We start from the raw sequence: 25,448 nt of genomic DNA, 5'->3' as shown, positions 1-25,448 counted from the left end.
CGCGATGTGGACGACCACATTTGTCCTGACGTTCCTGTTCTTCCTGATACAGCTGGGTACCGGGTTTTCGATTCTGGCAATTGCGCCGGCGAAACTCATCGAAGCGTGCCGGCTTACGAAGGCTCAGTTCATTGTTCTCGGGATCACCATCGGCGCCCCCGCGACCGGCATCTTGCTCGGGCTGCTGTCGCTATTGATCAACGGCATATGGCTTCAGTGCGCAGCTATCGTTGCGGTGTCCTGCTTCGGACTTGCATGGACTTGGTCGATTTGGCGCCCACATCCGGCTCAGACGCGCGCGATAGCAACCTGGTGCATCCTGTCGCTGCCGATTGCGCTCACGATCTGGTGGTGTTCGTTCGGCGCATTTTCAAGCTTTCCGTTCACGGATATCGGCGCGGATGTCCACTGGATGAAGACGGCGCAGGAATACGCGGATAGTGGCGTCATCAATCCGTACGCGGCTCAGTCCTATGTCGACCTTCGTTCGGCGCTTGCCGGCGCCCTCTCCGGTACACTTGGGCTGGACCTGCTGCAATTTGGCTGGACCTATCGCTATTTCTCGGTCCTGTTCTTCCTGCTCGCGTCATACGCCTTTTCACAGGGTATCTATGCGGACGATCCACGACGAAAATGGACTACCTTCCTCTTCGCTGCGACCGGCGTCGCCATCCTGATGACGAACGGCAGCCTGGCGGTCGCCGGCAGCGTGGTGTTCCTCGGCGTGTTGATGAGAAATACAGATGCGGACACAATAGACCTGCGGACCGGATTTGTCCCACTGCTGGTTGTGGCTTCCAGCGCGACGTTGCTGCTGGTTTTCTTCCTCAACAACAACGCGCTGGTCCTTACGCTGCTGATGGCCGGGTTCTTCCTGCTCAGGGTATTGAACAAGGCCGGAAGATCTTCGGCGATCTTGTTTCTTGGCTGCGCCTGGCCGACGACGCTGCTGCTCGCACACCGCGGATCCAACCTGTTCGTTCCAACCATCCTGGCCAGCTGGCTCCTGTACATCGTCATCGTGCAGGCCATATCCGCTTGGCCGGCACGCAGCACCTCGATCCTGCGGCTTCCCTCCTTCGCGCTGCCGCTGCTGATTGCCGGAATCGTCGGCTGCATTGCGGGAATGCGCTTCGGCTATATTCCATCGACGAACGCCAACGACACGTTTTCGTCAATTACCGGGTTGATCTTGAACAGGAAGATCGAAAGCGGTGAAGAGCTATTCTTGGGCGCCGGCCCACAGGTCGCCGTGATCGAGCTTGGCCGGGCAATAGGTCCGCTATTCGCCGTCTGCATCACGCTCGGCGTTGCATGGTGGTGGATGGCTCGACCTGTCCTTCGTGGTGCCACAGGGACAACCGGACCTCACGCCGATCGGGGTGCGATTCTCGTGTGGTCATGGATTGCCGGATGCGGCCTGTCTCTCGCCGTACTCTCGGGCTTCCCCTTCCTGTACCGGACAGCCGCAATCATTCTGTCGCTGTTCTCGATTACGGCCACCGAAGTCTTCTTTCAGTTGCTGGTCGATCCCTTTCCATCTCCGCGACGTCGGCGAGTCCTGGTCGCGGCGACAGTCGTCGTCCTCGCGGCTGTTCTTGTTACCGCCGTCTATGCGTTTGGCTGGCGAACTAACGTGCAATTTACCGACTATCGCGCGTTCCTTCGGCCAACGGAAGTCGCGGGCGTCGTGCTGCTCGCGGTACTCGTGCCATTCGCCTTGGCCCGGTCGAGGCCAGTCTACATCTGGAGTCTCGCTGGCATCGTAGCATTGGGCGTCGCGGTTGACCGGGCCGGCCTGTCCGGTGTTACGAAGACCTACAGCTACGGTCCCCTTCCCGACGGTACAGCCGTCGTGTCCCACTACAATGCCAGTGATCTTGAGGTGGCGCACTGGCTCCACGACCATCTCCGCAAGGGAGTCATCTTGTCCGACCCTTATACGCAGGGGTTGATGCAGGCCCTCACGGGCGCACCAGCGGCCTATCTGTTCTCCAATCTGGATACCGTGAATGAAACCATCGCACGGCAAACGAAGGCCATCCTTTCTGCGATCGTCCAAGGGGACGACGGAGGCAATCGGCTTGAAAACGTTTGCAGCTTGGTCGCTCCATTCTTGCGAGAGATCAATTCGGAGACCTACTTTCAAATGCGGAAATCCGATGGTCTCGCCGGCGTTTTGAAGCCCGTCCGCACCACGAAAGCACCGGAACCGCTACCGTCCTCGACGCCGGAAGTCACGACCGAGTCTCGTGAGGAAGAGCGACAAACGATCGAGGGTCTCATGAAGAGCGGCAACGAATCCTGGAATCTCGTAGCCATCATCAATCCCCGGACGATCGAGTGGACCCAACTCCCGCCTAGTCTGCGTCTCGCTTATTTTCCCCCGACCGGGTCGATCGATCCCGATCTTGCCAAAACGCTCAATGCGGGACCGCTGCCGGTTCTGTATTCAAATAAGCAGACCGTGGTCGTCCGCATCCCATGTACCGATTAAGTTTCGATCTGCGGCGTACCGTCGCCGACAGAGCAAGTCTGGCGAGATGTCATCTGATGCCGTCAAAAGGAAAGGGAAAGCGGTTGACAGTAACGTCTCATGGAGCGGCGAACATGCGGGTCCATCTGTTGTCCGAAGCAAGGCCCTCATGCTGAAACAGGCCGTTATCCTCGTCGGCGGGCTCGGCACGCGGCTTGGCGAGCGCACCCAGCAAGTGCCGAAGCCGATGCTCGAAATCGGCGGACGGCCGTTCCTCGACACGCTGATCGATGAACTCGTTCGCTATGACCTGTTCGAGGAAATTCTCCTGCTTGCCGGCCACAAGGCCGAGATCGTCGAGACACACTATTCCAACGCGAGCCGGGGACGGGCCCGTATCATCGTATCGCGCGAGACGGAGCCGCTCGGCACGGCGGGTGCACTCGTTCACGCAGCCCCTCTCCTGCATGACCGTTTCCTGCTGCTCAACGGCGATTCCCTGTTCGACTTCAACCTGCTCGACCTGATCGCGCGCGCGGGCGCCGACGGGGTCCACATGGCGCTGCGCGCCGACGTCGAAGGTGATCGCTACGGCCGCGTCGTCCTGGAGGGCGATATGGTCCGTACCTTCGTGGCACCGGGCGCAGGCGCGACCGGCCCGGTGAACGCCGGCGTCTATGTCATCGACAAGCCGGTCGTCGCCGGCCTCACGCAGCTTCCTGCTTCCCTCGAAGCGGACGTGTTCCCCGGCCTTGCCGCGAGCGGCGCGCTGCGCGGCACAGCCTATCGCGGCTACTTCATCGACATCGGCATTCCCGATGATTTCGCGCGCGCCGATCGCGAATTGAGGGAGAAGCTGCGGCGGCCGGCCGTGTTCTTCGACCGCGACGGCGTGCTCAACCACGATTCAGGCTACACGTTCGAGGCGCACAAGCTCGAATGGATCGAGGGCGCACGCGAAGCCGTGAAGGCCGTCAACGACGCCGGCTACTTCGCCTTCGTCATCACCAATCAATCCGGCGTCGCACGCGGCTACTACGAGGAGCATCACGTCGTCGCCCTGCACCGCTGGATGGCGGACCAGATGGCGCTGGTCGGCGCGCATATCGATGCGTTCGAATATTGTCCCGATCACCCGGACGGCACCGTCGCGCGCTATTGCCGGACCAGCGACCGGCGCAAGCCGGCGCCCGGCATGATCACCGATCTCGCGCAGCGTTTCCCCGTCGACATGACGCGCAGCATGGTGATCGGGGACAAGGAAAGCGACGTGGAGGCTGCGCAGGCCGCAGGCCTTGCGGGCCATCTGTTCGAGGACGGAAATCTGGAAGCGTTTGTGAAGCAACGCCTGAAGCCGGCCCAGCCGGCGTAGGCGCAGATCCCAAAAGCGCTGCATCCCCGGGCATTTGGCGGATATCGAACGGTGCTCTGTTGCACGCGAGCGCCAGTGTGCTATAGCGCCATCTTGTTGCGAACACTGGCTTAATCGCCCTTTGGGGTCCGGCATGGCAGATCTGAGGGACGCCCGCGTCCTCGTTACCGGCAGCGATGGCTTCATCGGTTCGCATGTCGTCGAGGAACTGGTGAAAGCCGGGGCCCGCGTCAAGGCGATCGTCTATTACAACTCCTTCAACTCCTTGGGCTGGCTCGACACGGTGCCGGCCGACGTCATGACGTCGGTGGAGGTCGTCGCCGGCGACATCCGCGATCCGCATTTCATGATCGCGGCCGCGAGCGGCTGCACCGACGTGCTGCATCTGGCGGCGCTGATCGCGATCCCGTTCTCCTATGTCGCGCCCGATTCCTATGTCGAAACCAACGTGCGCGGCACCGTGAACGTGCTCCAAGCCGCGCGCATGGCCGGCGTGCGCCGCTTCGTGCAGACCTCGACCAGCGAGGTCTATGGCACGGCCCAGACCGTTCCGATCAAGGAGAGCCATCCGCTGGTCGGACAGTCCCCCTACTCGGCCTCGAAGATCGCTTCCGACCAGATGGCACTGTCGTTCCAGGCTTCGTTCGACATGCCCGTGGTGGTGATCCGCCCGTTCAACACCTTCGGCCCGCGACAGTCGGCGCGCGCGGTGATCCCGACGATCATCAGCCAGATCGCGACCGGCAAGCGGAACATCCGCCTCGGTGCCGTCAGTCCGACGCGCGATTTCTCGTTCGTCACCGACACCGCACGCGGCCTGATCGCGGGCGTTACGGCGCCCGCGGAGCAGGTCGTCGGCCAGACCATCAATCTCGGCAGCGGTTTTGAGATCTCGGTCGGCGCGACCGCGCAGATGATCGCCGATGTCATGGGGACGACCATCGAAATCGAGACCGACGAGGCGCGCCTGCGTCCCGCCAACAGTGAGGTCGAACGGCTCTGGGCCGACAATTCCAAGGCACGCCAGCAGCTCGGCTGGAGCCCTGAATTCGGCGGTGTCGACGGCATGCGCCGCGGCATGATCAAGACGGTCGACTGGTTCACCAATCCTGCAAACCTCAGCCGCTACAAGGCTGACGTCTACAACGTCTGAGGCGATGGTGGACAGTCCCGTGACCAGGTCAGACTTCGAGCCCAAGACGATCGTCGATGCCGTGCGGCGCGCCGCAGGAACGCCCAACGGAACGCTCGGCCTGCACGAGCCGGTATTTGCCGGCAACGAGATCGCCTATCTCGAAGAGTGCATCAGGAGCACCTTCGTCTCCTCGGTCGGCCCGTTCGTCGATCGCTTCGAGCGCATGCTGGAGGAGGTCACCGGCGCCAGGCGCGCGGTGGCCGTCGTCAACGGCACGGCGGCGCTGCATGCCTGCTTCCGCCTCGCCGGCGTCGAGCCGGGCGACGAGGTCATCTCGCCGGCGCTGACTTTCATTGCGACGACCAATGCGATCGCCTATTGCGGCGCAACGCCGCATTTCGTCGACAGCTCGCTCGTCACGCTCGGCATGGATGCGCGCGCACTCGCCGCGCGGCTCGAGGCGATCGCGGAGCGGACCGCCAATGGGACGATCAATCGCGAGACCGGACGCCGCATCGCCGCGATCACGCCGATGCACACGTTCGGGCATCCGGTCGAGCTCGACGAGATCACTGCTATCGCCCGCGACTGGAGCATCGCGCTGGTCGAGGACGCCGCGGAATCGCTGGGCTCGACCTACAAGGGTCACGCCGTCGGATCCCAGGCGCGGCTCGCGGCGCTGAGCTTCAACGGCAACAAGATCGTCACCACCGGCGGCGGGGGTGCCATCCTGACCAATGACGAGGAACTGGGGCGCCGCGCCAAGCATCTCACCACCACCGCGAAGCTGCCGCACAAATGGGCCTTCGTGCATGACGAGATCGGCTTCAATTACCGTCTGCCCAACCTGAATGCCGCTCTCGGCTGCGCGCAGCTCGAGCAGCTCGCAGGCTTTCTTGCGAGCAAGCGCAAGCTGGCCGCAGCCTATCAGCGCGCCTTCGCGGATGTTCCCGGGGTCCGCTTCTCGCGCGAGCCGAAGGACACGACGAGCAATTACTGGCTGAATGCCATCCTGATCGACGAAGTCCATGCCGGTCGGCGCGACGACCTGCTCGCCGCGCTCAACGACGCTGACTTCGGCGCGCGTCCGGCCTGGACCTTGATGCACAAGCTGCCGATGTACGCGCAAAACCCGCGTGGCGATCTCGGCACCGCCGAATCGATCGAGCGCCGCCTGATCAACCTTCCTTCCAGCGCCAGCATCCGGGCCCGCGATGAGTGAACAAAGCCGCAAGATCTGTTTCGTCACGGGCAGCCGCGCCGATTTCGGCCTTATCATTTGGCCGATGCGCGCGATCCGCGAAACGCCCGGCTTGACGCTTCAGCTCATTGCCACCGGCATGCATCTGTCGCCCGAGTTCGGCTACACCATCAACAACATCCGCGAGGAAGGATTCGACGTCGACGAGAGCGTCGAGACGCTGCTCTCGAGCGATTCCGGGGTCGGCGTATCCAAGTCGGTCGGCCTTGGCGTGATTGGATTTGCCGACGCCTTCGCGCGGCTGAAACCGGACCTCGTCGTCGTGCTCGGCGACCGCTACGAGACTTTTGCGGCGGCGCAGGCCGCGATGTTCATGCGGCTGCCGATGGCGCATCTGTTCGGCGGTGACGTCACCGAAGGCGCGATCGACGAAGCCATTCGCCACGCCATCACCAAGATGTCGCATCTGCATTTTGCCACCAACGCCGACTCGGCGCGACGGCTGACCCGGCTCGGCGAGGATCCGGCGCGCGTCTTCACCGTCGGCTCGCCGGGCATCGATTCGATCAAGCGCCTCAAGCTGATGGACCGCGAGACCATCGGCCGCGAGGTCGGGATGAAGCTCGGCAAGCGCAACGTGTTGGTCACGTTCCACCCTGTTACGGTCGAGATGGACCGCTCGGTCGGCGCAATGGACGAATTGTTCGCATCGCTCAAAGCGCTCGATCCGGAGTTCAGCCTGTTCTTCACGCTTGCGAACGCCGACGCGGAAGGCCGCGCACTCAACGAGCGGATCAAGGCCTTCGTCGCCGGCCGGCCGAACGCCATCGCGGTAGCCTCGCTCGGACAGCTTCGCTATATCAGCCTGATGAACCAGGCCGATGTCGTCGTCGGCAATTCGTCGAGCGGCATCTATGAAGCGCCCTCGCTCAACGTACCGACCGTCGACATCGGCGACCGGCAGAAGGGACGCGAGCGCGCTGCCTCCGTGTTCCACGCCGCGCCTGGTCGTGCGTCGATTTCAGCGGCCATCGCTAGCGCGCTAGCGCGCGGACGGCAGCCGACGGTCAGCCCCTATGGTGACGGCGAGACCAGTCGCCGCGTCGCCGACAGGATCGCGGGCATTCCCGACTTCAACGCGCTGCTGAAGAAGGGCTTTTACGACGGCGAGGCCGCGACATGACGCGCACGCTCATCATCGCCGAAGCTGGCGTCAATCATTCCGGGAGCCTGGAGACCGCCCTCGCCTTGGTCGATGCGGCCGCTGATGCCGGCGCCGACATCGTCAAGTTCCAGACCTTCAACGCGAGTTCGCTCGCGGGCAAGAGCGCGCGCAAGGCCGACTACCAGCAGCGTACAACGGACGCCGCAGAGAGCCAGCAGGCGATGCTGAAGCGGCTCGAATTGCCGCATTCGGCGCATCCTCTGCTAATCGCTCGCGCCAAAGAGCGCGGCATCGAATTTCTGTCGACGCCGTTCGATCATCAGTCGCTCAATTTCCTGCTCACGCTCGGCCTGCCCCGGATCAAGATCGGCTCGGGCGATTTGACCAACGCGCCGCTGCTGCACGCGATTGCGCGCGCGGACATGACACTGATCCTGTCGACCGGCATGGCGACACTGATCGAGGTTGAGGAGGCGCTGGGCGTGCTTGCGCATGGTTATGGCCGCAGCAACACGCCGCCAGGCCTTGCCGCCTTCCGCGCCGCGTGGCGCGACGGCGAAGCCCGCGCGCGATTGTCCGGGCGCGTCAGCCTGCTTCACTGCACGACCGAATATCCCTGCCCGCCCGAAGACGTGAACCTTGCCGCGATGCAGACGATGCGGACCGGCTTCCAGCTCCCGGTCGGCTATTCCGACCACACCGACGGCATTGAGATCTCGCTCGCGGCCGTGGCGATGGGCGCCACCATCATCGAAAAGCATCTTACGCTCGACCGCAACGCGGACGGGCCGGATCACGCAGCGTCCCTGGAGCCTGGCGACTTCAAACGCATGGTCTCCGCCATCCGGCGCATCGAGCAGGCGCGGGGCGACGGCATCAAGGCGCCCAGGAATTCGGAGATCAAGAACATCGACATCGCGCGCAAGAGCATCGTCGCCGCGCGTGCGTTGAAAGTTGGCGACGTGCTTGCACCCGAGGATCTTACCTGCAAGCGGCCGGGCTCCGGCCGGCCGCCGATCGAATACTGGTCGCTGATCGGCACCACGGTCACCCGTCCCTATGACGAGGAAGACCCGCTATGAGGATCGGCTATTTTGGTGACGGCGTCTGGGCGCAACGCGCCTTCGCCCGGCTGATCGACGATCCCCGCTACACCATCGCCTTCGTCGCGGTGCGCGCATCGCGCCCGGATTCGACGCTTGTCGCGCTCGCGGAAGCGAAGGGCATTCCGGTGCTGAGCCCCAAGGCCGTCAATGCGCCGGAGAGTCTTGCCGAGATCGCGACATTCGCGGCCGAGCTTCACGTCTCGATGTCCTACGACCAGATTCTCCGCGAGGCAATTCTGGCGCTGCCGCCGCGCGGCACGCTCAATTGTCATGCCGGCGCGCTGCCGTTCTATCGCGGCCGCAATCCGCTGACCTGGGCGCTGATCAACGGCGAGACCGAATTCGGGATCACGGTTCACTGGGTCGATCTCGGCATCGACACTGGCGACATCGTGCGGCAGATCAAGGTTCCGATTTCCGCAACCGATACCTATGCGACGCTGCTCAAGACGGCCGAGACGCGTTGCGCCGACACGCTGGTCGAGGCGATCTCGGACGTCCATCGCGGCACCGACAAACGCATCGTGCAGTCGACGATCGATCCGGTTGGCCTATATTGCTGCCGGCGCCGGGAGGGCGACGAGGAGATCGACTGGACCTTCGGCAGCGCCGCGCTAGAACGCTTCGTCCGTGCGCTGGTGCCGCCCGGCCCTGGAGCGCGCACGATCTGGAAAGATAAATCCTATGCCATCCTTGCCGCCGAGCTGATCCCTGGCGCTAGATCCTATATCGGTGCTCCCGGCGAGGTGATCGGCCGGGACAGTGCCGGCATCCTGGTCAAGACCGGCGACAATTTCATTCGACTCACGCGCTGGGCACCGGTCGGAACCGACTGCGCCCTTGGCGCGGCCCTCGTTCCGGACGCCACGCGCGGCAGCCGGCTCGGCCGAAATCTTAAGGCTGAACTGGCAAAGGCCGAGGCGAAATTGGTAGCTCTGGAGGCCAAATTGGGTCCCGGCCGCGGGGATTGACGTCCCCGTTCGCAGCCGCGATATAGCTGCTTTCTGATCGGGCGCGCGCCAGCATAGGCGCGGCCGCCCGCGAGGTCCATCACCATGAAGTCCTGGCAAAAGGCCATCGTTGGAACGGAAGCCACGGTGAGCGAGGCCATTGCCGCCATCGAAAGCGGCAGCATTCAGATTGCGCTGGTCCTCGACGACGGCAGGCTCGCCGGCATCGTCACGGACGGCGACATAAGACGCGGGTTGTTGCGTGGCATCCCGCTGAGCGGCCGCGCGATCGACGTGATGAACCCGAGCCCGGTGTCGGCTTCCGTCAACCTGCCGCGCGACGAGCGCCTGCGCCTGATGCGGCAGAAATCGATCAAGCAGCTTCCGCTAACCGATGCGGGTGGCAAGATCATCGGCGTCGAAACCTTCGACGAACTGCTCGAAACGCCGCAATACGAAAATCCCGTGCTGATCATGGCCGGCGGACTCGGCGAGCGCCTGGGCGTGCTGACGCGCGAGGTGCCGAAGCCGATGCTTCACGTCGGCGGCCGGCCGCTACTCGAGACCATCGTGCGCAATTTCGTGCAGCAGGGGTTCCGGAACATCTTCATCTCGGTGAACTATAAAGCCGAGCTGATCCAGAATCATTTCGGCGACGGATCTAGCTACGGCGCAACGATCCACTACATCCACGAGATCGAGCGCCTCGGCACCGCGGGCGCGCTCGGCCTGTTTCCGTCGAGCCCCGATCTGCCCCTCGTCGTGACCAATGGCGACATTCTCACGACCATCAATTATGGCGCACTGCTCGACTTCCACAACGCAGCGCCGGCTGAGGCCACGATGGCGGTGCGCGAGCACAAGGTCCATGTTCCCTATGGCGTCGTCACCGCATCGGAAGGATATCTCCAGGTCATCCGGGAGAAGCCGACCGAGAGCTGGTTCGTGAGCGCCGGAATCTACGTGATTGGCCCAAACGTGTTTCGGCTTGTTGACCGAGGCGCGAAGGTCGACATGCCGGCCGTGCTGGAGCGCGTCGTCGCGAGCGAGGGCCGTGTCGCAGTATATCCGATTCGGGAGTACTGGCTCGACATCGGCCGGGTCGAGGATTTCGAGCAGGCACATGCCGAGTTTCACGAGGTCTTCCAGTGAGCCCGGCAAGCGCGGTCGTCGTCGGCCTCGGCTCGATCGGAACGCGACATGCGCGAGTGCTCGGCGAGCTCGGCCTTTCGGTGACGACCGTCAGCCGCCGCGGCGGCGGAAACCATGGCAGTATTGGCGAAGCGCTTTCGCGCGGGCCGGTCGATTATGTCGTCATCGCCACCGAGACGGCACAACACGTCGAGGCGCTGCGCGGACTTGCGGACGCCGGCTTTCGTGGAACGGTTCTGGTGGAAAAGCCGATACTTGCAAGGCCCGAGCCGCTGCCGACCTTTGCCTTCGCAAAGCTATTCGTCGCCTACAATCTGCGCTTCCATCCGGTGATGGTCGCGCTCGCCGGGCACCTTGATGGACGCCCCGCGATCACCGTCTCGGCCTATGTCGGACAGGACATTCGGGATTGGCGGCCCGGTCGCGACCATCGCGCCACCGCCTCGTCGACGGTAGCTGCCGGCGGCGGGGTGCTGCGCGACCTGAGCCATGAGCTCGACTATCTGCTCTGGCTGTTCGGACCGTGGCGACGCGTCGCCGCGCTCGGCGGCGCGTCCGGGACACGCGACCTGGAGGTCGACGATCACCTCGCGCTGCTGATGGAGATGGCGCGGGCGCAGGTCGTACAGGTTCATCTCGACTACCTCGACCGCGCCGGCCTGCGCCGGATCCGCATCAATCTTGCCGATGAGACGATCGAGGCCGACCTCGTCGGCGGCAACCTGATCGTCAATGGCATCGCTGCGCCCTACGCCAGCGAACGCGACACCAGTTATCGGGCGATGCACCAGGCCGTGCTGAACGGCGATGGCCAGGTCTGCTCGCTCGCCGAAGGCATTGCCGTCGTGGATTTGATCGACGCCAGCGAACGCGCGCTGAATTCGAAGAGCTGGGTTTTCGCATGAGCCTGATCTGCACAATATGCGCCCGCGGCGGCTCCAAGGGCGTCGTCGGCAAGAACAGCCGCATCCTGCTGGGTCGGCCCATGCTGGCCTGGACGATCGAGCAGGCCAAGCAGACCGGTCTTTTCACGGCAATCGCGTTCAGCAGCGACTCCGATGCATTGCTCGAGGAAGCGCTGCGCTCCGGGGCCGACATCGCCGTCAAGCGCCCGAAGGAGATGGCGACCGACACGGCGCCGAAAATTCCTGCCATTCGCCACTGTCTCGAACAGGCGATGCTGCGCACAGGGCAGACGCCCGATATCTTCGTCGACCTCGACGTGACCTCGCCTCTGCGGCTCGCCTCCGACATCACAGGCGCGGTGGATTTGTTGCGTAGTTCCAGCGCGCCCAACGTTATCACCGGCGCGCCCGCCCGCCGCTCGCCCTATTTCAACCTGGTCGAAGAACGCAAGAACGGCAGCGTCGGCCTGTCGAAGATCGCGGATCCGCCGATCGTGCGGCGGCAGGACAGCCCGCGCTGCTTCGACATGAACGCCTCGATCTACGTCTGGCGCGTCGCGTCATTCCTCGATAAGCCGGCGGTGTTCTATCCGGACACCCGCCTGTTCGAGATGCCGGAGGAACGTTCGGTCGACATTGATTCCGAGGTCGACTTCGCACTGGTCGAGCTCCTGCTGCGTCAACGTCAGGGACTCCAGGGAACACCATCATGACGAGCTTCAAGGCTCTGTTCGATCTCACCGGCCGCACGGCTATCGTGACCGGAGGCTGCGGCATTCTCGGCCGTCGCTTCGCCGAGGGCCTCGCCGAGTTCGGCGCCAATGTCGCCATCATCGATCTCGACCAGGGCGCAACCGATGCTGCGGCAGCCGACGTCACGTCACGCCATGCTATCCGCGCCAGGGGTTATGGCTGCGACATCACGCAGCCCGATGCGGTGCGCAACACGGCCGATGCGATCGAAGCCGACTTCGGACCAGTCTCGATCCTGCTCAACAACGCCGCCAGCAAGACACGTGATGTCGACGCCTTCTTCGCACCCGTCGAGAAATTTTCACAGGACACATGGCGGGAGATCATGGCGGTCAATCTCGACGGCATGTTCAACGTCGCGCAGGTGTTCGGAGGCCGAATGGCCGAGCGCGGCTACGGCGCCATCGTGCAGACCGCCTCGATCTACGGCCTGATGGCGCCCGACCAGCGCATCTATGAAGGCTCCGAATATCTCGGCCGCGCCATCAACACGCCTGCGGTCTACACGGCGTCCAAAGCCGGCGTCATCGGCCTGACCAAGCACCTCGCGACCTATTGGGCGGCAAAAGGCGTTCGCGTCAATACCCTCACCCCGGGCGGGGTCGAGAGCGGGCAGAACGAAACCTTCAAGGCGCGCTATGGAGCCCGCGTTCCGCTCGGCCGCATGGCCCGCGCGGACGAGATGGTGGGAACGATGCTGTTCCTGGTATCTGATGCCGCGTCCTACGTAACGGGCCAGAACATCGCCGTCGACGGCGGCCTGAGCGCCTGGTGAGCGGCGGAGCATGCTGAAACAGTTGATCCGCAACACGGTGCTCTCCAGCGCGGCCTTCGGGGTCGCGGCCGTGCTCGGCCTGATCGTCATCCCCGTCATCATCCGCAGCTGGGGCGTGACCGAGTTCGGCCTCATCGTGCTTGCCCGCATCCTGCTGCCAAGCGGTATGATGGGCCTGCTCGATCTCGGCCTCTCCGAGGTCACGACGCAGGCGGTCGCGCGGGCGCGCGAGCACCGCAACTGGCGCCTTGCCGGCCAGCAGCTCGCACTGCTGACCGTGATGGCCTTCGGTCTCGCAGCGCTCCTGTCAGTCGCGATCTGGATCGCTGCGCCCTACCTCAGCATCGCGCTGCGCGTCGACCCGGTCCACATCGACAGGTTTTCGCAGATCCTGCGCTACACGGCGCTGGCCAATCTGGTGCTGATCCCGGCGCTGGTCTGGGAGGGCATCGTCAAAGGCTTTGAGCGCTACAACGTCCTGCGGCTGGCGGAGGTGAGCTCGACCATCGTCTATGTCGCCTGCACGATCTGGGCCTCCAACGCCGGGGCCGCCTTCGAGCTCGTGGCCTATGCCTATCTCGCTAGCACCTTGATGCGTGCGGTTCTGGTGTTTGTCGCGGCCTTCATCGCCGTCGTACGCAAGGTGAGGCTCGCGATGTGGGACGCGCCGATCCGGCGCGAGCTGATGTATCGCTGCGCGCTGTTCGCGCAGGGCAAGCTGACCGGCGGCCTGGCGCTGCCGGTCCAGCCCTTCCTCGTCGGCCTTTTATTCGGACCCAAAGGCGTCGGCGTGTACGACACCGTGGTCCGGCTGTCCCGCGTCTTCAAGATCATCGTCGGCATGCTCACGTCGGCCCTGCTGCCGGTGGCGAGCCGTCTGGACGAGCGCGGCAACGCCAAGGCCTTTCAGCAGCTCGGCGAATTCGGGCTCATCATCCTGCCGATGTTCACGGTTCCGCCGCTGGTGGCGGCGGCAGTGCTGTCGCCCGAGATCATGCAGGTGTGGATCGGACCGCAAATGGTTCCATACGCCTTCTGGATGGGCCTCAGCTTCGTGGTGCCGATCTGCGCCCAGTATCTGGCGTTCGGCAACGTCATGTTCCTGACCCGCGCCGACGTGCAGTCCCGCCTGAACCGGCTGATGATCTATCAACTGGCGGTCTGGGCCGTTGTGGCGATTGCGACGCTGCGCATATTCGACGAGCGCGCGCTGATTCTCGGCCAGGTGGTTGGCAACGCCGTCATTCTGCCATTGCAGATCGCCGCCATGAGCCGCGGGTTGCAGCTTGACTCCCACCGCCTCCTCAGAGCACTTCTCGCCCAGGTCGTCGTTCTCGTGGTCGGAAGCCTGCTGCTGCTCAAGCTCGCCGACTACTTCACGATCGACAGGTACTGGGGTCTAGGGCTTGCGGTCGCAGCCTTCTGCGCCGCGAGCTGGCTCGTGCAATATTTCCTCGTTCTCGAACAGCGCCAGCGGGCGATCTTCGTGGAACTTGGCCATCGCTTCGGCTGGGATTCGACCTAGCCTTGCAACTCAGCGCCAACATGTTCGAGAGACCGGTGACGACCTTGGTTGATTTCACGAGGAGACGCGAACGGTGCGCATAGGCCTGGTGGTCGATCACCCCAAGCGTGACCTGCCGGGGGCCGTCATGCTCGGTTATCAACTCGCGCGGCGCGGCGCCTCCGTGGTGCTGGTACCGATGTACGAGCAGGCGGTCGATGTCCCCAGGCTCGGGCTGGACGCGCTGGTCGTCAATTACGCACGTCCCGTCAATCTCGACCTGATGCGCAGCTTTGCCAAGGCCGGCCTCGCGCTGTACGTGCTCGATACCGAAGGCGGCGTGCTCGCGGAAAAGGGCGGCAACTCACCGCCGGCGATGGCCGCACACATCAAGGACAGCGGCTACGCCGAAATCCTAGCGGGCTATTTCTTCTGGGGCAGCCGGCTCCACGACGCTTTCCTCACGGCAGGGACCATGCAGCCGGAGCAGCTTCACCTCACCGGCTGCCCGCGCTTCGACTTTGCGGCGCCACGCTGGCGCGCGCTGCTGGACGGCGAATCGCGCGGCTATCTGCTCGTCAACGCCAACTTCCCGCTGCTCAATTCGCGCTTCACCGGCAAGCCGGGCGGAGAGCGCGAGGCGATGGTGCGGGCCGGTTGGGACGGCGCCTATGTCGATCGCTTCATTGCGGACCTGAAACAGGTCTTCACCAGCTATCTCGCCGAGATCGAGCGGCTCGCCGCAGCGCGGCCCAACCAGCACATTCTCGTCCGTCCGCATCCCTTCGAGAGCGAGGACGTCTATCGCACCGCGCTCGCGCGCCATGCCAACGTCGTGATCGACGGCACCGGCAGCGTGCTCGACCGCATCCGCAACGCGGCTGCAGTCGTTCATCTCAACTGTGGGACCGCCGTCGAATCGGTATTGCTCGGAAAGCTGCCGCTGCAGCTCGAATATTTGAACACACCGACGACGGCGGCCCATGCCGTGCTGCCCGCGCGCGTCAGCCGTCCGGTGGGCTCATTCGATCAGCTGCTTGGTGCGATCGACCAAGTCGAGCGCGAGACCGAGACCTTCGATTTCGCCGGGGTCCACGCCGCCGACATCGAGGCTTTCTTCCATCTCAACGACGGACAGGCCGCCGAACGGGTCGCCGACGTCCTGACCCGCGCGACCGGTTCGCGCCGGCCTTACGTCTCGCTGCTTGCCACCGTGAAGGGCACGCGCGCCAGGCCGAGCCTCGGCCAGATCGTCAAGGGCACTGCCAGCGCCGCGCTCGGCTCGGCCGTCACCGAGCGGCTGCGCAGCCGGTTCAATCCGGCCCGGCGCGACAAGCGGATCGAGCCTGACTTCGTCAAAACCCTGCTTCAGCGGATCGCGGCTCATGATCGCGCGAGCCCGTCGCAATTCACGGCGCGACGCGCGCATTGCGCGACGACGGGCTTGCCGCTCGCGAGCATTGCGATCGAACGGGTCCCATAGAGCCATGACCACATCTGCAAAGACCATTCTCATCACCACGCTTGCCGAATACCAGACCCGGTTCTGGATTCCGGTCGCGCAGCGATTGCGCACGGCAGGCCATGATGTCGAGTTGCTCGCCTTCGACGATCGGAGCGCCGAGATTTCGGCCGCTGCAGGCGTGCCGGTCACGAACATGTACCGCGAGGGTCTCAAGGCCGGCCCGGCGCCCGACGACCGCAAGGCGTTCGACGCGCGCGTTGCCGCCTACGGCCTCGACGGAACCAATTTCCTGTTCAGCCATGAGCGCTTCACTTTCGGCATCCGCGACACGGCCGCGCTGCGCCGGCGCTTCATGATCTACGCCAACGCCATGGAGGCGCTGCTCGACCGGCTGGAGGCGCAGGGGACGCGCGCCGAGCTGGTGCAGGAGCTCGGCGGCTTTCTCTCCGTCATCGCCAGCTTCTACGCCGCCAAGCGCCGCAACATCCGCAACTGGTTCATCGAGCCGTCGTTCTTCCGCGGCCGGATGTACTTTACGCCCGACAGCCTCGCTGCGCCCGACGTGATGCCGGCACCGGCGGACGCAGTGTCATCGGAGGTGCGCGCCTATCTCGACGACACGCTGACGCAGCGTGCGATCGTCATTCCCAAGAAGGACCAGCACCATTATTCGGCGGCTTTCAAGAAGGTCCTGAACCCGCGCAATGCGCATCGTCTCGCCGAAAAACTCTGGGACCAGTTCGCGCTCGGCAAGCACCAGGAGTTCGGGCACAATCTGCGCCACGCCCGTGTTCATGCGGCGATGGCGCTCAACGCGACGCGGCTGCGCAAGCTCTATCGCCCGCTCCCCGAGACGCCCTTCGTCTACTATCCATTCCACGTTCCGGCCGACATGGCGCTGACGCTGCGCTCGCCGGACTATCTCGACCAGGTCGCGACCGTCGACTTCCTGCTGCGCACGATCCCGGATTCGCATGTGCTCGTGGTCAAGGAACATCCCGCCCAGATCGGCGCGATCGCGGCTTCGCGCCTGTTCGAGCTCGCGCGCCGGTTCGACAATTTCGTGCTGCTGCCGCCGCAGACCAACAATTACACCGTGCTCAATCGCGCCGACGCCGTGATCTCCGTCAACAGCAAGTCGGGCGCCGAAGCGCTGCTGCTCGGCAAGCCGGTCGTGGTGATGGGCGATGCGTTCTACCGCTCCTGCCCGCTTGTCTATGCGGTCGATCGCCTGGCCGACGTGCCGGCGCGGCTGCGCGAAGCGCTCTCCGCCGGTCCGTTCGATCCGGCCAGGGGGGCGCCCTATTTCGAATCTGCCTGGCGCCGGTCCTATCCTGGCGAGCTCTATATCGGCGATCCCAATCTGCTCGATACGTTTGCCGCCTCCTTGCGCGCGGCAATCGCCGCGCCCGCCGGTACGAACTGAACGAGACCCATCATGCCGCTCGTCTCGATCATCACACCGTCCTGGAACGTCGAAGGCCTGATCGAGGAGACGATCCGTTCGGTGCAGGACCAGACATTCGCCGATTGGGAGCTCCTGATCGCCGACGACTGCTCGACCGACGCGACGCCGGCGATCATCGCCGCAATCAGCGAGCGCGACCCCCGCGTCAAGCTGATCCGGCAGGCCAGGAATGGCGGACCGGCGCTCGCCCGCCAGGCCTCGATCGACGCCGCGCAGGGCCGCTATCTGGCTTTCCTCGACAGCGACGATCTGTGGCTGCCCGGCAAGCTCGAGCGCCAGCTCGCCTTCGGCCGCGAGAAGCGGGCTGCCCTCAGCTACACCGCCTTCCGCCGCATTGACGAGAGCAACGCGGTCACCGGACGCCTGATCGAGGTGCCGGCCTCGCTCACCTATGGCCAGCTCCTGGAGAACACCGCGATCGCGACGCTGACCGCGATGGTCGACCGCGAGATCGCCGGTCCCATCGCCATGAAGAACGAGGGCTATGACGATTTCTGCCTGTGGCTTTCGATCCTCAAGCGCGGCCACACCGCATACGGCCTCAACGAAGACCTTGCGCGCTACCGCGTCCGGGGCTCTTCGGTCTCCAGCCGCCCGGTGCGCTCCGCCAAATGGGTCTGGCAGATCTACCGCAATGTCGAACGCCTCTCCCTGATCAGATCGGCCTGGTGCTTTGCCCATTGGGGCGCCCGGGCCTGGCTGAAGCGGCGGGAGTTCTAGCCCGCGCCCTGCCAAGCGCCCCCACAAAAAAAATCGAAAACAACCCCATGCACAGTACCGGTGCAAAGATACCTCCGACCAAGCCTTTTGGCTATTGGCGAGTCCGGCCGTTGCCGATACCACTCATCGCGCTCCGCCGCCGACAGTCTGGAACCGATCATGCCGTTTGAAAGCTACAAGAACAGCCGCATCCTCGTGACTGGAGGCGCCGGCTTCATCGGATCGCACCTTTGCGAGCGCCTGCTCGATACCGGGGCCGAGGTGGTGTCCGTCGACAATTACTTCACCGGCAGCCGGCGCAACATTTCCCATCTGATCGCAAATCCGCTGTTCGAGGCGGTCCGGCACGACGTCACCTTCCCGCTCTACATCGAGGTCGACGCGATCTTCAACCTGGCCTGCCCGGCCTCGCCGATCCACTACCAGCGCGACCCCGTGCAGACCACCAAGACCTCGGTGCACGGCGCCATCAACATGCTCGGCCTCGCCAAGCGGCTCAAAGCGCGCATCTTCCAGGCCTCCACCAGCGAGGTCTACGGCGATCCGCTGATCCATCCCCAGACCGAAGACTATTGGGGCAACGTCAACCCGATCGGCATCCGCTCCTGCTACGACGAAGGCAAGCGCTGCGCCGAAACCCTGTTCTTTGACTATTGGCGCCAGCACGGCCTGCCGATCAAGGTCGCGCGCATCTTCAACACCTACGGCCCGCGCATGCAGCCCAATGACGGGCGCGTGGTGTCGTCCTTCATCGTCCAAGCACTCAAGGGCGAGCCGATCACCGTGTTCGGCGACGGCGGCCAGACGCGCTCGTTCTGCTATGTCGACGATCTCGTCGAGGCCATCATGCGGCTGATGGCGACCGGCGAGGACATCACCGGACCGATCAACATCGGCAATAATTCGGAGTTCACCATCCGCGAACTCGCCGAGAAGGTGATCAAGCTCACCGGCTCGCGCTCGCAGCTGATCTTCCAGCCGCTGCCGCAGGACGATCCGCGCCAGCGCCAACCCGACCTCACCAAGGCAAGGGCCGCGCTGGACTGGGAACCGAAGGTCGCGCTCGAGGACGGGCTGAAGGAGACGATCGCCTATTTCAAGCGTACGCTCGAGCTGGCCTGACCCCGCTCGCAACGTCCGTCGGCAGCAAGCGAGCTTCCGCAATGAGCGGACCGCCATGCTCCGGACCTGGAGATGGTCACGGCCAGAGCCATCGGCTACGGGCCGGCGAGCGGGCGCAGGTCACCGCCTGTCTCGTGCCCGTCATTCTGTGGCAGCCCAACCGCCCAGCCCATAAATCCAAATAGCAGCGCTGAGTTCGTCAGTGAACCACTTATCAAATACTCAATCCCCACGAATACCAGGCCGGCAAAAACAAAGGACGCGGTTGCTTCAGAGCGCGCACGCTTCGCCACCGACATCAGAGCCAAAATGAACGCAGCAGCCAGAAGCAGCGCGGCGCCAACCCCAACTTCGACTGCGGCCTGCAGTACAACGTTATGAGGCTCCGCCTTATAGCAGGATTGTTGGGCGAACGTTCCGATACCCTGGCCGAGAAGACCAACCTTCGGCAACAGGGTCAAGGCTTCCCTTGTGAGTATGATTCGAATCGCAAAGGTATCCTCGGTATCGCACGACACGACCGGCTTCTGCGCATTCTGCACGACAAGTCCGATGATCTTGCCGGACATCGCGGGACGAGCAGCCAAACCAACGACAATGCTGAGACAGACGACGCCGGCTACCGCGAGCTGGCGCCGGCCGCCGGTCTTGGCCGTCGCAACGAGCGTGAGAGCCAAGGCGATGAAAGGGTGTCGCACCATTGCTGCGGCAAACACGAACGAAGGCAAGGCGATCAATCCGCCAGCGAGGCGCCACTGGCGCGACGACAGGTGGATCGAAACAAGGGCAAAGACCAGGAAGCACCACGTCAGCGAAAACACGGTCGGACCTTCGCCGAAGCCCAGAACCAGCGGCTTGTACTCGCCGCTCCGATCGTAAACCACCGCCCAAGCCGTCAGCAGGGTCCCAACCAAAACGATCGCTGCCGTGACGTAAGAGAAACGCGAGAGATCAAAACGATGACCCACGGCCCGGAACGCGGGATAGGCGGCCATGGAAAGGGCGAGCAGCGCATACTCGCGATCAGTCGTCGTTCGACCGTTGACGACGACCGAAGCCACCATGAGCGCCGCCAATGCAGCGAACAAATAGTCTGCCGGTAGCGGCCGGAACTTCCTCGCTATGACGAGGAGCGGCGCGATCATCACAGCCGCTGTTATGGCTGCATGACCCTTCGTGCCACTTATGCCGTACAAGAGGATAAGGACTGAGTTGGTTGAGGTCCAAACCGCTATTGCCGCGTTCGTCAACCAAGTCTTCGTCATCGGTTTGATCGCTGACACCCGATCGCCGGGACGATCAATAACCCTGTCCTCGTGACGAGAGGTGCAAAAAGCCTGATGGCATCGATATCAATCATGACTACAACTGAGCGAGCAACGACGCCTTACTACGCGCACCTGCTACCATTGCGGCATCCCCTTGTAAATATCGTTGCCAAACGCATCCGCGCTCCCAACCAGGACCGGCAGGCCTAGCCGCCCCGTGGCGCCATCACATCCCGAGTCAGCCGGATGAAATCCGCAACGAACGCCTCCACGCGCGGCTCCAGATTCGGCAACAAATCGCGGACGGTCGCAGGCCCGGCGGTTTCCACAACCTGCAGCATGTGATCGGCCAGCGCCTCGGCGTCGTGGATGCCGAAATATCGCGCGTTGCCCTCGGTCTGTTCGCGATGGACATCGATGCCGGACAGGATCATCGGGACGCCAAACGACTTTGCTTCTTCGACGGTCGTGCTCCACCCCTCGCATTCCGAAGGATTGATGAGAGCCATCGATGCGCGCAGAAGCGCGTAGACGTGATCCAGCGGAATCATTCCGAGATGCTTGAAGTTCATCTCGAGACCGCGCGAGCTGACCTCGCTCATGGTCCTCTCGAAAAGGCCGGATGCACGGAAGTCCTGCGTGCTACCGGATGCCGCGACCACGACGTCGCGCCCGCGGCTTTTCAGCAGATCAAGCGCATCGATCACGAGCTGGTGATTTTTGTGCCGCCAGAACTGGTTTGGCAGATAGAAATATCGCGGCGGAAGGCCATAATGGGCGATCACGTCGGACGGCTTGGTGGCGAGCAGGCTGACGGGCGGCTCGGTCGCAAACCGAACGACCGAGACGCCGTTCGAGTTGCCCGGATAGAACCTCTTGAGATCGCCGAGCGCGCTGGCGCTGCTCAACATGATGTGCCGGCCGGACGCGATCTGAACCCGAAAGCCGAGATCACGCCGCCAATAGGCGCCCCTGGAGAAAAGATGGGGGAGCAGGCGATGCTGGAAATCCGGGAACCATGCGATTGCCGGAAATGGCAGCCGCCAGCCAAAGAAGCGCGCGGACTCGAACACCATGTCGATATTGCTGGCCCTGAATTCGGCGACGGCAGGCGCGTCCAGACCAAAGACGATCGCGCGGGCGAGGTCCGTCGCCCGGGCAAGACCGGTCGCTGCGTGATCGAACACCGGCGAGCGCACGATTTCGACGCCGGGAATGCCGGCCAACGCACTGATCTCCTCGGGATCGTCCGCCGTTCCGGCAAACAGCACAGGTGCCACCGTTCCCGGAGAATACCGGTGGAGCACCTCGAACAGATTGCGCTGATAGTTGTAGCCGCCCGCCCATAGCCGGCGCGGGATGTTGGTGAACGCGATCCGCAGCGGCGCGCGCTCAGGCACGGGCCACGCTCCTGAACCATTCGACGTAGTCGGCGAGACCGCGCTCCAGCGGGATCTGCCACTCGAAATTCATGCCGAGCACGCGCCCGTTATCCGCCAGCAAGCTTGTCGGGTCCCCTGGCCGCGCGACGCCTGAAAAGCGTACGACCGTGTTGCTGTCCCAATGCCTGATCAGTCCGTCGGCAATCTCGGCGACGCTGACGCCGCGCCCCGAACCGCCATTGATCACGCCAAAATCGTGCTGCCACGCCGCCGCCTCCGCGACGCTCGCCAGCAAGCGAACGACGTCGCGAACGTCGGTCCAGTCCCTGATCTCGGCCCCTGTCCCTCCGAGATTCAGCGTTCCCACCTGGCTCCGCAACCGAGAGCAGATGTCCCAGAGCAATTGCTTGCGAAGGTTCGGACCGTAGACCGAGAACAGCCGCACGACCATGCAGTGAATGCCGAAGCTCTGGGCGTAGCTTTGGCACAGCTGTTCCATCATCCGCTTGTGGTGACCGTAGGGCGACATCGGCGCCAGCGCAACGCTTTCGGCGATCGGACCGGCATGGTCTGCGCCGTAGACCGCCGCACTCGAGGCCACGACCAGTTGGCTCTCGGGGGCAAAACTTCGAAGCCATTCCAGCAGACGCGCCGTGCTCGCCACGGTCCGCGAAAAGTCCTCGAACGGGCGCTCGATCGACAACCCGACGGACGACCCGCCGGCCAGATGGAAGACGTGCGACGGCAGGCCGTGCAGGGCGGCGAGCGCATTCAGATTGGCAGCGTCGACTTCACCATTGATCCATGTCTGCAAACCGAGAGCGCGTGCCTGGGCCGGATCGAGCGCACCGTGACCGACGCCATGGACCGCATGCCCGGCGCCCGCCAGTTCGCGAACGAGATGACGTCCGATGAATCCGTTCGCACCGGTAACCCACGTGGACATGTCCTAGACCTTGTGACAGACGAACGAATAGAGCCGGCCGGGCCGGTGGTCAAAGCGCTCGGCAAGCGAGAGCAGCAATGCGAAGACATGCTGCGAGGCAAACGCGGCGCGCCACAGCGGACCGACGGGGATCTTCCGCGTCAGTTTTTCGACGACCGCGGATCGCAGCGTCTGCATCGTATACGGAAACAGATTGATGGCGCTCCGCAGCGGAGCCAATGTCTCGACATTGGCAAAGCCGGCCGACTTCAGCGCGCCGGTATAGCGGTCGAGCAGGTAGGCATGCTCGCCTCCGTAGAGATGATGCAGCGGGTGCTGATCGAGGAATTTCTGAAGATCGCCTTCCTTGCTGATCACGTGCTCACGCGCCGCGATCAGCAGGCCGCCGGGACGAAGCACGCGAAACATCTCGCGGCAGGCACCCTCGAGGTCGCGCGTGTGATGCAACACGGCGCGCGCGAAGACGAGATCGAAGGTCCCGTCGGCGAACGGCAGGCGCTCGGAAAACTCCTCGACCACGTGAATGGGCAGCTGCGCGCGCGACGCAAGATCCCGGATTGCCGCCGCGCCGACGATGGCGCTGCCATCGGGCTCGAGTGCCGTCACCTCGAACCCGCTGCGGGCCAGTGCGTAACTGGCGATGCCACGACCCGCGCCCACGTCGAGTGCCGAGCCGGAGCGCCCGGCCAGGAGCGCTGCGACCGCCTGCCATTCGGAACTCTGGAAATAGCGCTTGGCGGCCGCGATCAGCGGATCATCGTAGAAGGCATCACGCACGAGCTGACCCTGATCCGGCTGATTGCGCAGCCAGACCACGGCGTCCTCCCATGTCGTGAATTTCCCCTCACCGCTCATCGGGCCGGAGCTCCCTGACCAGCACCGCCGGATTTCCGGCGACGATCGAGAAGGCGGGGACGTCCTTGGTGACGACTGCCCCGGCCGCCACCACCGCACCCTGCCCGACCGTCACGCCGCGCAGCACCATGGCACCCGCGCCAATCCAGGCATCATCGCAGATCCGGACCGGGCTTTCGTCAAGCGAGAGCTCGCGCGGATGACCGCTTGAAAAGATCTGCCGGACCTGCGCGTGCCGCGCGGCCGCCCCGATCGGATGGGTCAGACTGTCGAAGACATTCGCCGAATGGGAGATCAGAACCCGGTTTCCGATCTCGATGGAGCCGGCCGACCAGATCCGCGTTCCCTCCCCGACATAGCACCATTCGCCGATCTTGATCTCGCCGCCATGGGCGAAGGTCATGAGCTCGCCGAGGATCCGGCTCTGCGCGCCGATGACGATCCTGTCGGTATCGCCGCGGATGTTCCTGATCCTCGCGCTGGCGCCGAGCGCCGCCCCCGCATCGAGACGGCAAGTCGCCCGGCCGATCATTCGCTGGGTCAGGTAGTCGGCATTGCGGCCTGTGAGCCGCTGGATCAGGAAGTTGAGGTTCATGCAATCAACTGAAAATCGCGTCGTTCCGGACGCTCTAGCACGGCTAAACCCGTCCGACGAGGTCGCCGAACTGCTTCCATTGCACGTCCTTGCTGTAGATCTCCCGGATGCGGGCCCGACCCAGCGCGGCGATCTCCGCCGATCTGGGCCAGTCTTGCAGACAACGTGAAATGACCTCGACGGCCTGTTCCGAGGTACCGTAGGTCTCGATGGTCACGCCTTCCTGCATCCCGGCCGGATAGCTGCCGGCGTCGGAGACAAGCAGTGCGCCGCATCCCATCGCCTCGAAGCAACGCATGTTGCCGCGATCGGTGCCGGCCATGTCGATCGCGCCGTTGAACACGATCTTCGACGAGCCAATCAGTTCGTAGAGGGCTCTGCCGAACACCGGGGGCCGGGCAACGGCGGCGATGGCATCGGGGCGCCGGTGCCGTCGCAGCGGCAGCAATCGCCCGATCGTGCTCTCCGCGAGCCTGGTCAGGCGCGATGCATCGAGACAAAGCACGACATTGCGGCTGTCGGCGAGCTGTGCGACCTGCTCCAGCGTCCGCGCGCGCGCGCGATGGTGTCGCGAGTAACCGCCGGCGAAGGCGACGTCGACGGTACGCTCGCCGTGGCCATACTCGTCCATCACCGGATCATGCGCGGGAAAGAATGTTTCGACCCGGCATCCGTTGCGGCGCCAGATATCGAGGATCGACGGAGCATTTCCGAGCACGGCGGCATAGGCCGTGAAATCGGCATGTCCCGACGGCGCGGCACGCCAGCAGAGCGCCTTCTTGACGCAGCCCGGCAGCTTGGCAACGAATGCGCTCGGGTACCGCACCGGATCGAGATTGTAGAACACCTCGGTGGCGTGGTGCTCGATCTGCGCGAGCAGGATGGCCTCGAGCGTCGGCTCGCCCGACATGCCCTGCTCGCGCGCCCAGCGGCGCTGCAGGACCTCGTCGTCCCCATTGGTGAAGAAGGCCTCCGGCGATCCGCCGAGTACCGGTTGAAGGAAATGCGACGCGCCGAAACGGTCGTCCAGAAACACGCGCCGCCGGTCCGCGAAGCTTTGCGTGTTCGCCGCGAGCTGGTTCAACCGCGGCAGATAAGACGGATACAGGGCGCTATTCTGGAACAGACGCATC

Annotated in this window: 22 protein-coding genes; 16 read left to right on the top strand and 6 right to left on the bottom strand. The window is 64.1% G+C overall.

Annotated features, from left to right (window positions below; genetic code table 11):
• The first annotated feature begins 4 nt into the window (after positions 1–4).
• The 16 genes from IVB31_RS25075 to IVB31_RS25000 all read left to right on the top strand — a co-directional run bounded on the left by IVB31_RS25075 (position 5) and on the right by IVB31_RS25000 (position 19,269).
• Positions 5–2,497: a hypothetical protein gene (locus IVB31_RS25075; RefSeq protein WP_247329037.1), complete on the top strand. Its 2,493-nt coding sequence runs from the start codon at positions 5–7 to the stop codon at positions 2,495–2,497.
• Between the two features lie 148 nt (positions 2,498–2,645).
• A complete protein-coding gene (locus tag IVB31_RS25070; RefSeq protein WP_247329034.1) occupies positions 2,646–3,848 on the top strand; it encodes an HAD-IIIA family hydrolase in 1,203 nt (400 codons plus the stop codon).
• Positions 3,849–3,981: 133 nt separating this feature from the next.
• Positions 3,982–5,001 (top strand): NAD-dependent 4,6-dehydratase LegB, encoded by a 1,020-nt coding sequence (locus IVB31_RS25065; protein WP_247329031.1) that lies wholly within the window; start codon positions 3,982–3,984, stop codon positions 4,999–5,001.
• A gap of 19 nt (positions 5,002–5,020) precedes the next feature.
• Positions 5,021–6,205 (top strand): LegC family aminotransferase, encoded by a 1,185-nt coding sequence (locus tag IVB31_RS25060; protein WP_247329028.1) that lies wholly within the window; start codon positions 5,021–5,023, stop codon positions 6,203–6,205.
• Complete coding sequence (neuC, locus tag IVB31_RS25055) at positions 6,198–7,367, top strand: UDP-N-acetylglucosamine 2-epimerase (protein WP_247329026.1); 1,170 nt, start codon at positions 6,198–6,200, stop codon at positions 7,365–7,367. The genes IVB31_RS25060 and neuC overlap by 8 nt, the downstream gene beginning before the upstream one ends.
• Positions 7,364–8,431, top strand: coding sequence for an N-acetylneuraminate synthase (neuB, locus tag IVB31_RS25050; RefSeq protein ID WP_247329024.1), 1,068 nt, complete (start codon positions 7,364–7,366; stop codon positions 8,429–8,431). The genes neuC and neuB overlap by 4 nt, the downstream gene beginning before the upstream one ends.
• Positions 8,428–9,426 carry a methionyl-tRNA formyltransferase gene (locus IVB31_RS25045; protein ID WP_247329021.1) on the top strand — a complete coding sequence of 333 codons (999 nt, stop codon included), beginning with the start codon at positions 8,428–8,430 and terminating at the stop codon, positions 9,424–9,426. Before neuB ends, IVB31_RS25045 begins: the two co-directional genes overlap by 4 nt.
• 84 nt (positions 9,427–9,510) lie before the next feature.
• Complete coding sequence (locus IVB31_RS25040) at positions 9,511–10,557, top strand: nucleotidyltransferase family protein (RefSeq protein ID WP_247329019.1); 1,047 nt, start codon at positions 9,511–9,513, stop codon at positions 10,555–10,557.
• On the top strand, positions 10,554–11,462 hold the full coding sequence (locus tag IVB31_RS25035) for a gfo/Idh/MocA family oxidoreductase (RefSeq protein WP_247329017.1): 909 nt from the start codon (positions 10,554–10,556) through the stop codon (positions 11,460–11,462). The genes IVB31_RS25040 and IVB31_RS25035 overlap by 4 nt, the downstream gene beginning before the upstream one ends.
• Positions 11,459–12,175: an acylneuraminate cytidylyltransferase family protein gene (locus tag IVB31_RS25030; RefSeq protein WP_247329015.1), complete on the top strand. Its 717-nt coding sequence runs from the start codon at positions 11,459–11,461 to the stop codon at positions 12,173–12,175. Before IVB31_RS25035 ends, IVB31_RS25030 begins: the two co-directional genes overlap by 4 nt.
• Entirely contained in the window at positions 12,172–12,990 is an 819-nt protein-coding gene (locus IVB31_RS25025) for an SDR family oxidoreductase (RefSeq protein WP_247329013.1), read from the top strand. Before IVB31_RS25030 ends, IVB31_RS25025 begins: the two co-directional genes overlap by 4 nt.
• Before the next feature lie 10 nt (positions 12,991–13,000).
• Positions 13,001–14,515, top strand: coding sequence for a hypothetical protein (locus IVB31_RS25020; RefSeq protein ID WP_247329010.1), 1,515 nt, complete (start codon positions 13,001–13,003; stop codon positions 14,513–14,515).
• A gap of 73 nt (positions 14,516–14,588) precedes the next feature.
• The gene (locus tag IVB31_RS25015) at positions 14,589–15,977 is read left to right on the top strand and encodes a surface carbohydrate biosynthesis protein (RefSeq protein WP_247329007.1); all 1,389 of its coding nucleotides are present in this window, start codon (positions 14,589–14,591) and stop codon (positions 15,975–15,977) included.
• Between the two features lie 4 nt (positions 15,978–15,981).
• A complete protein-coding gene (locus IVB31_RS25010; protein ID WP_247329004.1) occupies positions 15,982–17,385 on the top strand; it encodes a capsule biosynthesis protein in 1,404 nt (467 codons plus the stop codon).
• A gap of 12 nt (positions 17,386–17,397) precedes the next feature.
• Positions 17,398–18,147: a glycosyltransferase family 2 protein gene (locus tag IVB31_RS25005; protein WP_247329002.1), complete on the top strand. Its 750-nt coding sequence runs from the start codon at positions 17,398–17,400 to the stop codon at positions 18,145–18,147.
• A 159-nt stretch (positions 18,148–18,306) separates the two neighbouring features.
• Positions 18,307–19,269: a UDP-glucuronic acid decarboxylase family protein gene (locus tag IVB31_RS25000; protein WP_247329000.1), complete on the top strand. Its 963-nt coding sequence runs from the start codon at positions 18,307–18,309 to the stop codon at positions 19,267–19,269.
• A gap of 95 nt (positions 19,270–19,364) precedes the next feature.
• On the opposite strand, the gene IVB31_RS24995 is transcribed toward IVB31_RS25000, so the two are convergent.
• The 6 genes from IVB31_RS24995 to IVB31_RS24970 form a co-directional block, all read right to left on the bottom strand.
• The gene (locus tag IVB31_RS24995) at positions 19,365–20,414 is read right to left on the bottom strand and encodes a hypothetical protein (RefSeq protein WP_247328998.1); all 1,050 of its coding nucleotides are present in this window, start codon (positions 20,412–20,414) and stop codon (positions 19,365–19,367) included.
• A gap of 329 nt (positions 20,415–20,743) precedes the next feature.
• Positions 20,744–21,937, bottom strand: coding sequence for a glycosyltransferase family 1 protein (locus IVB31_RS24990; protein ID WP_247328996.1), 1,194 nt, complete (start codon positions 21,935–21,937; stop codon positions 20,744–20,746).
• Complete coding sequence (locus tag IVB31_RS24985) at positions 21,930–22,865, bottom strand: NAD(P)-dependent oxidoreductase (protein ID WP_247328994.1); 936 nt, start codon at positions 22,863–22,865, stop codon at positions 21,930–21,932. The genes IVB31_RS24990 and IVB31_RS24985 overlap by 8 nt, the downstream gene beginning before the upstream one ends.
• Positions 22,866–22,868: 3 nt before the next feature.
• The gene (locus tag IVB31_RS24980) at positions 22,869–23,720 is read right to left on the bottom strand and encodes a class I SAM-dependent methyltransferase (RefSeq protein WP_247328991.1); all 852 of its coding nucleotides are present in this window, start codon (positions 23,718–23,720) and stop codon (positions 22,869–22,871) included.
• Positions 23,710–24,315: an acyltransferase gene (locus IVB31_RS24975; RefSeq protein ID WP_247328989.1), complete on the bottom strand. Its 606-nt coding sequence runs from the start codon at positions 24,313–24,315 to the stop codon at positions 23,710–23,712. Before IVB31_RS24975 ends, IVB31_RS24980 begins: the two co-directional genes overlap by 11 nt.
• A 43-nt stretch (positions 24,316–24,358) precedes the next feature.
• Positions 24,359–25,447, bottom strand: a complete 1,089-nt coding sequence (locus IVB31_RS24970; protein ID WP_247328986.1) for a glycosyltransferase — start codon at positions 25,445–25,447, stop codon at positions 24,359–24,361.
• Between the last annotated feature and the right edge of the window lies 1 nt (position 25,448).

The sequence above is a fragment of the Bradyrhizobium sp. 21 genome, from assembly GCF_023073335.1.
Classification (GTDB): domain Bacteria; phylum Pseudomonadota; class Alphaproteobacteria; order Rhizobiales; family Xanthobacteraceae; genus Bradyrhizobium.
This window is presented reverse-complemented; position numbering and strand designations above follow the sequence as displayed.

Coding starts and splice junctions, on each gene's coding strand:
- IVB31_RS25075 (WP_247329037.1), top strand. CDS start 5: ATGTGGACGACCACATTTGTCCTGACGTTCCTGTTCTTCCTGATACAG.
- IVB31_RS25070 (WP_247329034.1), top strand. CDS start 2,646: ATGCTGAAACAGGCCGTTATCCTCGTCGGCGGGCTCGGCACGCGGCTT.
- IVB31_RS25065 (WP_247329031.1), top strand. CDS start 3,982: ATGGCAGATCTGAGGGACGCCCGCGTCCTCGTTACCGGCAGCGATGGC.
- neuC (WP_247329026.1), top strand. CDS start 6,198: ATGAGTGAACAAAGCCGCAAGATCTGTTTCGTCACGGGCAGCCGCGCC.
- neuB (WP_247329024.1), top strand. CDS start 7,364: ATGACGCGCACGCTCATCATCGCCGAAGCTGGCGTCAATCATTCCGGG.
- IVB31_RS25045 (WP_247329021.1), top strand. CDS start 8,428: ATGAGGATCGGCTATTTTGGTGACGGCGTCTGGGCGCAACGCGCCTTC.
- IVB31_RS25040 (WP_247329019.1), top strand. CDS start 9,511: ATGAAGTCCTGGCAAAAGGCCATCGTTGGAACGGAAGCCACGGTGAGC.
- IVB31_RS25030 (WP_247329015.1), top strand. CDS start 11,459: ATGAGCCTGATCTGCACAATATGCGCCCGCGGCGGCTCCAAGGGCGTC.
- IVB31_RS25025 (WP_247329013.1), top strand. CDS start 12,172: ATGACGAGCTTCAAGGCTCTGTTCGATCTCACCGGCCGCACGGCTATC.
- IVB31_RS25020 (WP_247329010.1), top strand. CDS start 13,001: ATGCTGAAACAGTTGATCCGCAACACGGTGCTCTCCAGCGCGGCCTTC.
- IVB31_RS25010 (WP_247329004.1), top strand. CDS start 15,982: ATGACCACATCTGCAAAGACCATTCTCATCACCACGCTTGCCGAATAC.
- IVB31_RS25005 (WP_247329002.1), top strand. CDS start 17,398: ATGCCGCTCGTCTCGATCATCACACCGTCCTGGAACGTCGAAGGCCTG.
- IVB31_RS25000 (WP_247329000.1), top strand. CDS start 18,307: ATGCCGTTTGAAAGCTACAAGAACAGCCGCATCCTCGTGACTGGAGGC.
- IVB31_RS24995 (WP_247328998.1), bottom strand. CDS start 20,414: ATGATCGCGCCGCTCCTCGTCATAGCGAGGAAGTTCCGGCCGCTACCG.
- IVB31_RS24985 (WP_247328994.1), bottom strand. CDS start 22,865: ATGTCCACGTGGGTTACCGGTGCGAACGGATTCATCGGACGTCATCTC.
- IVB31_RS24980 (WP_247328991.1), bottom strand. CDS start 23,720: ATGAGCGGTGAGGGGAAATTCACGACATGGGAGGACGCCGTGGTCTGG.
- IVB31_RS24975 (WP_247328989.1), bottom strand. CDS start 24,315: ATGAACCTCAACTTCCTGATCCAGCGGCTCACAGGCCGCAATGCCGAC.
- IVB31_RS24970 (WP_247328986.1), bottom strand. CDS start 25,447: ATGCGTCTGTTCCAGAATAGCGCCCTGTATCCGTCTTATCTGCCGCGG.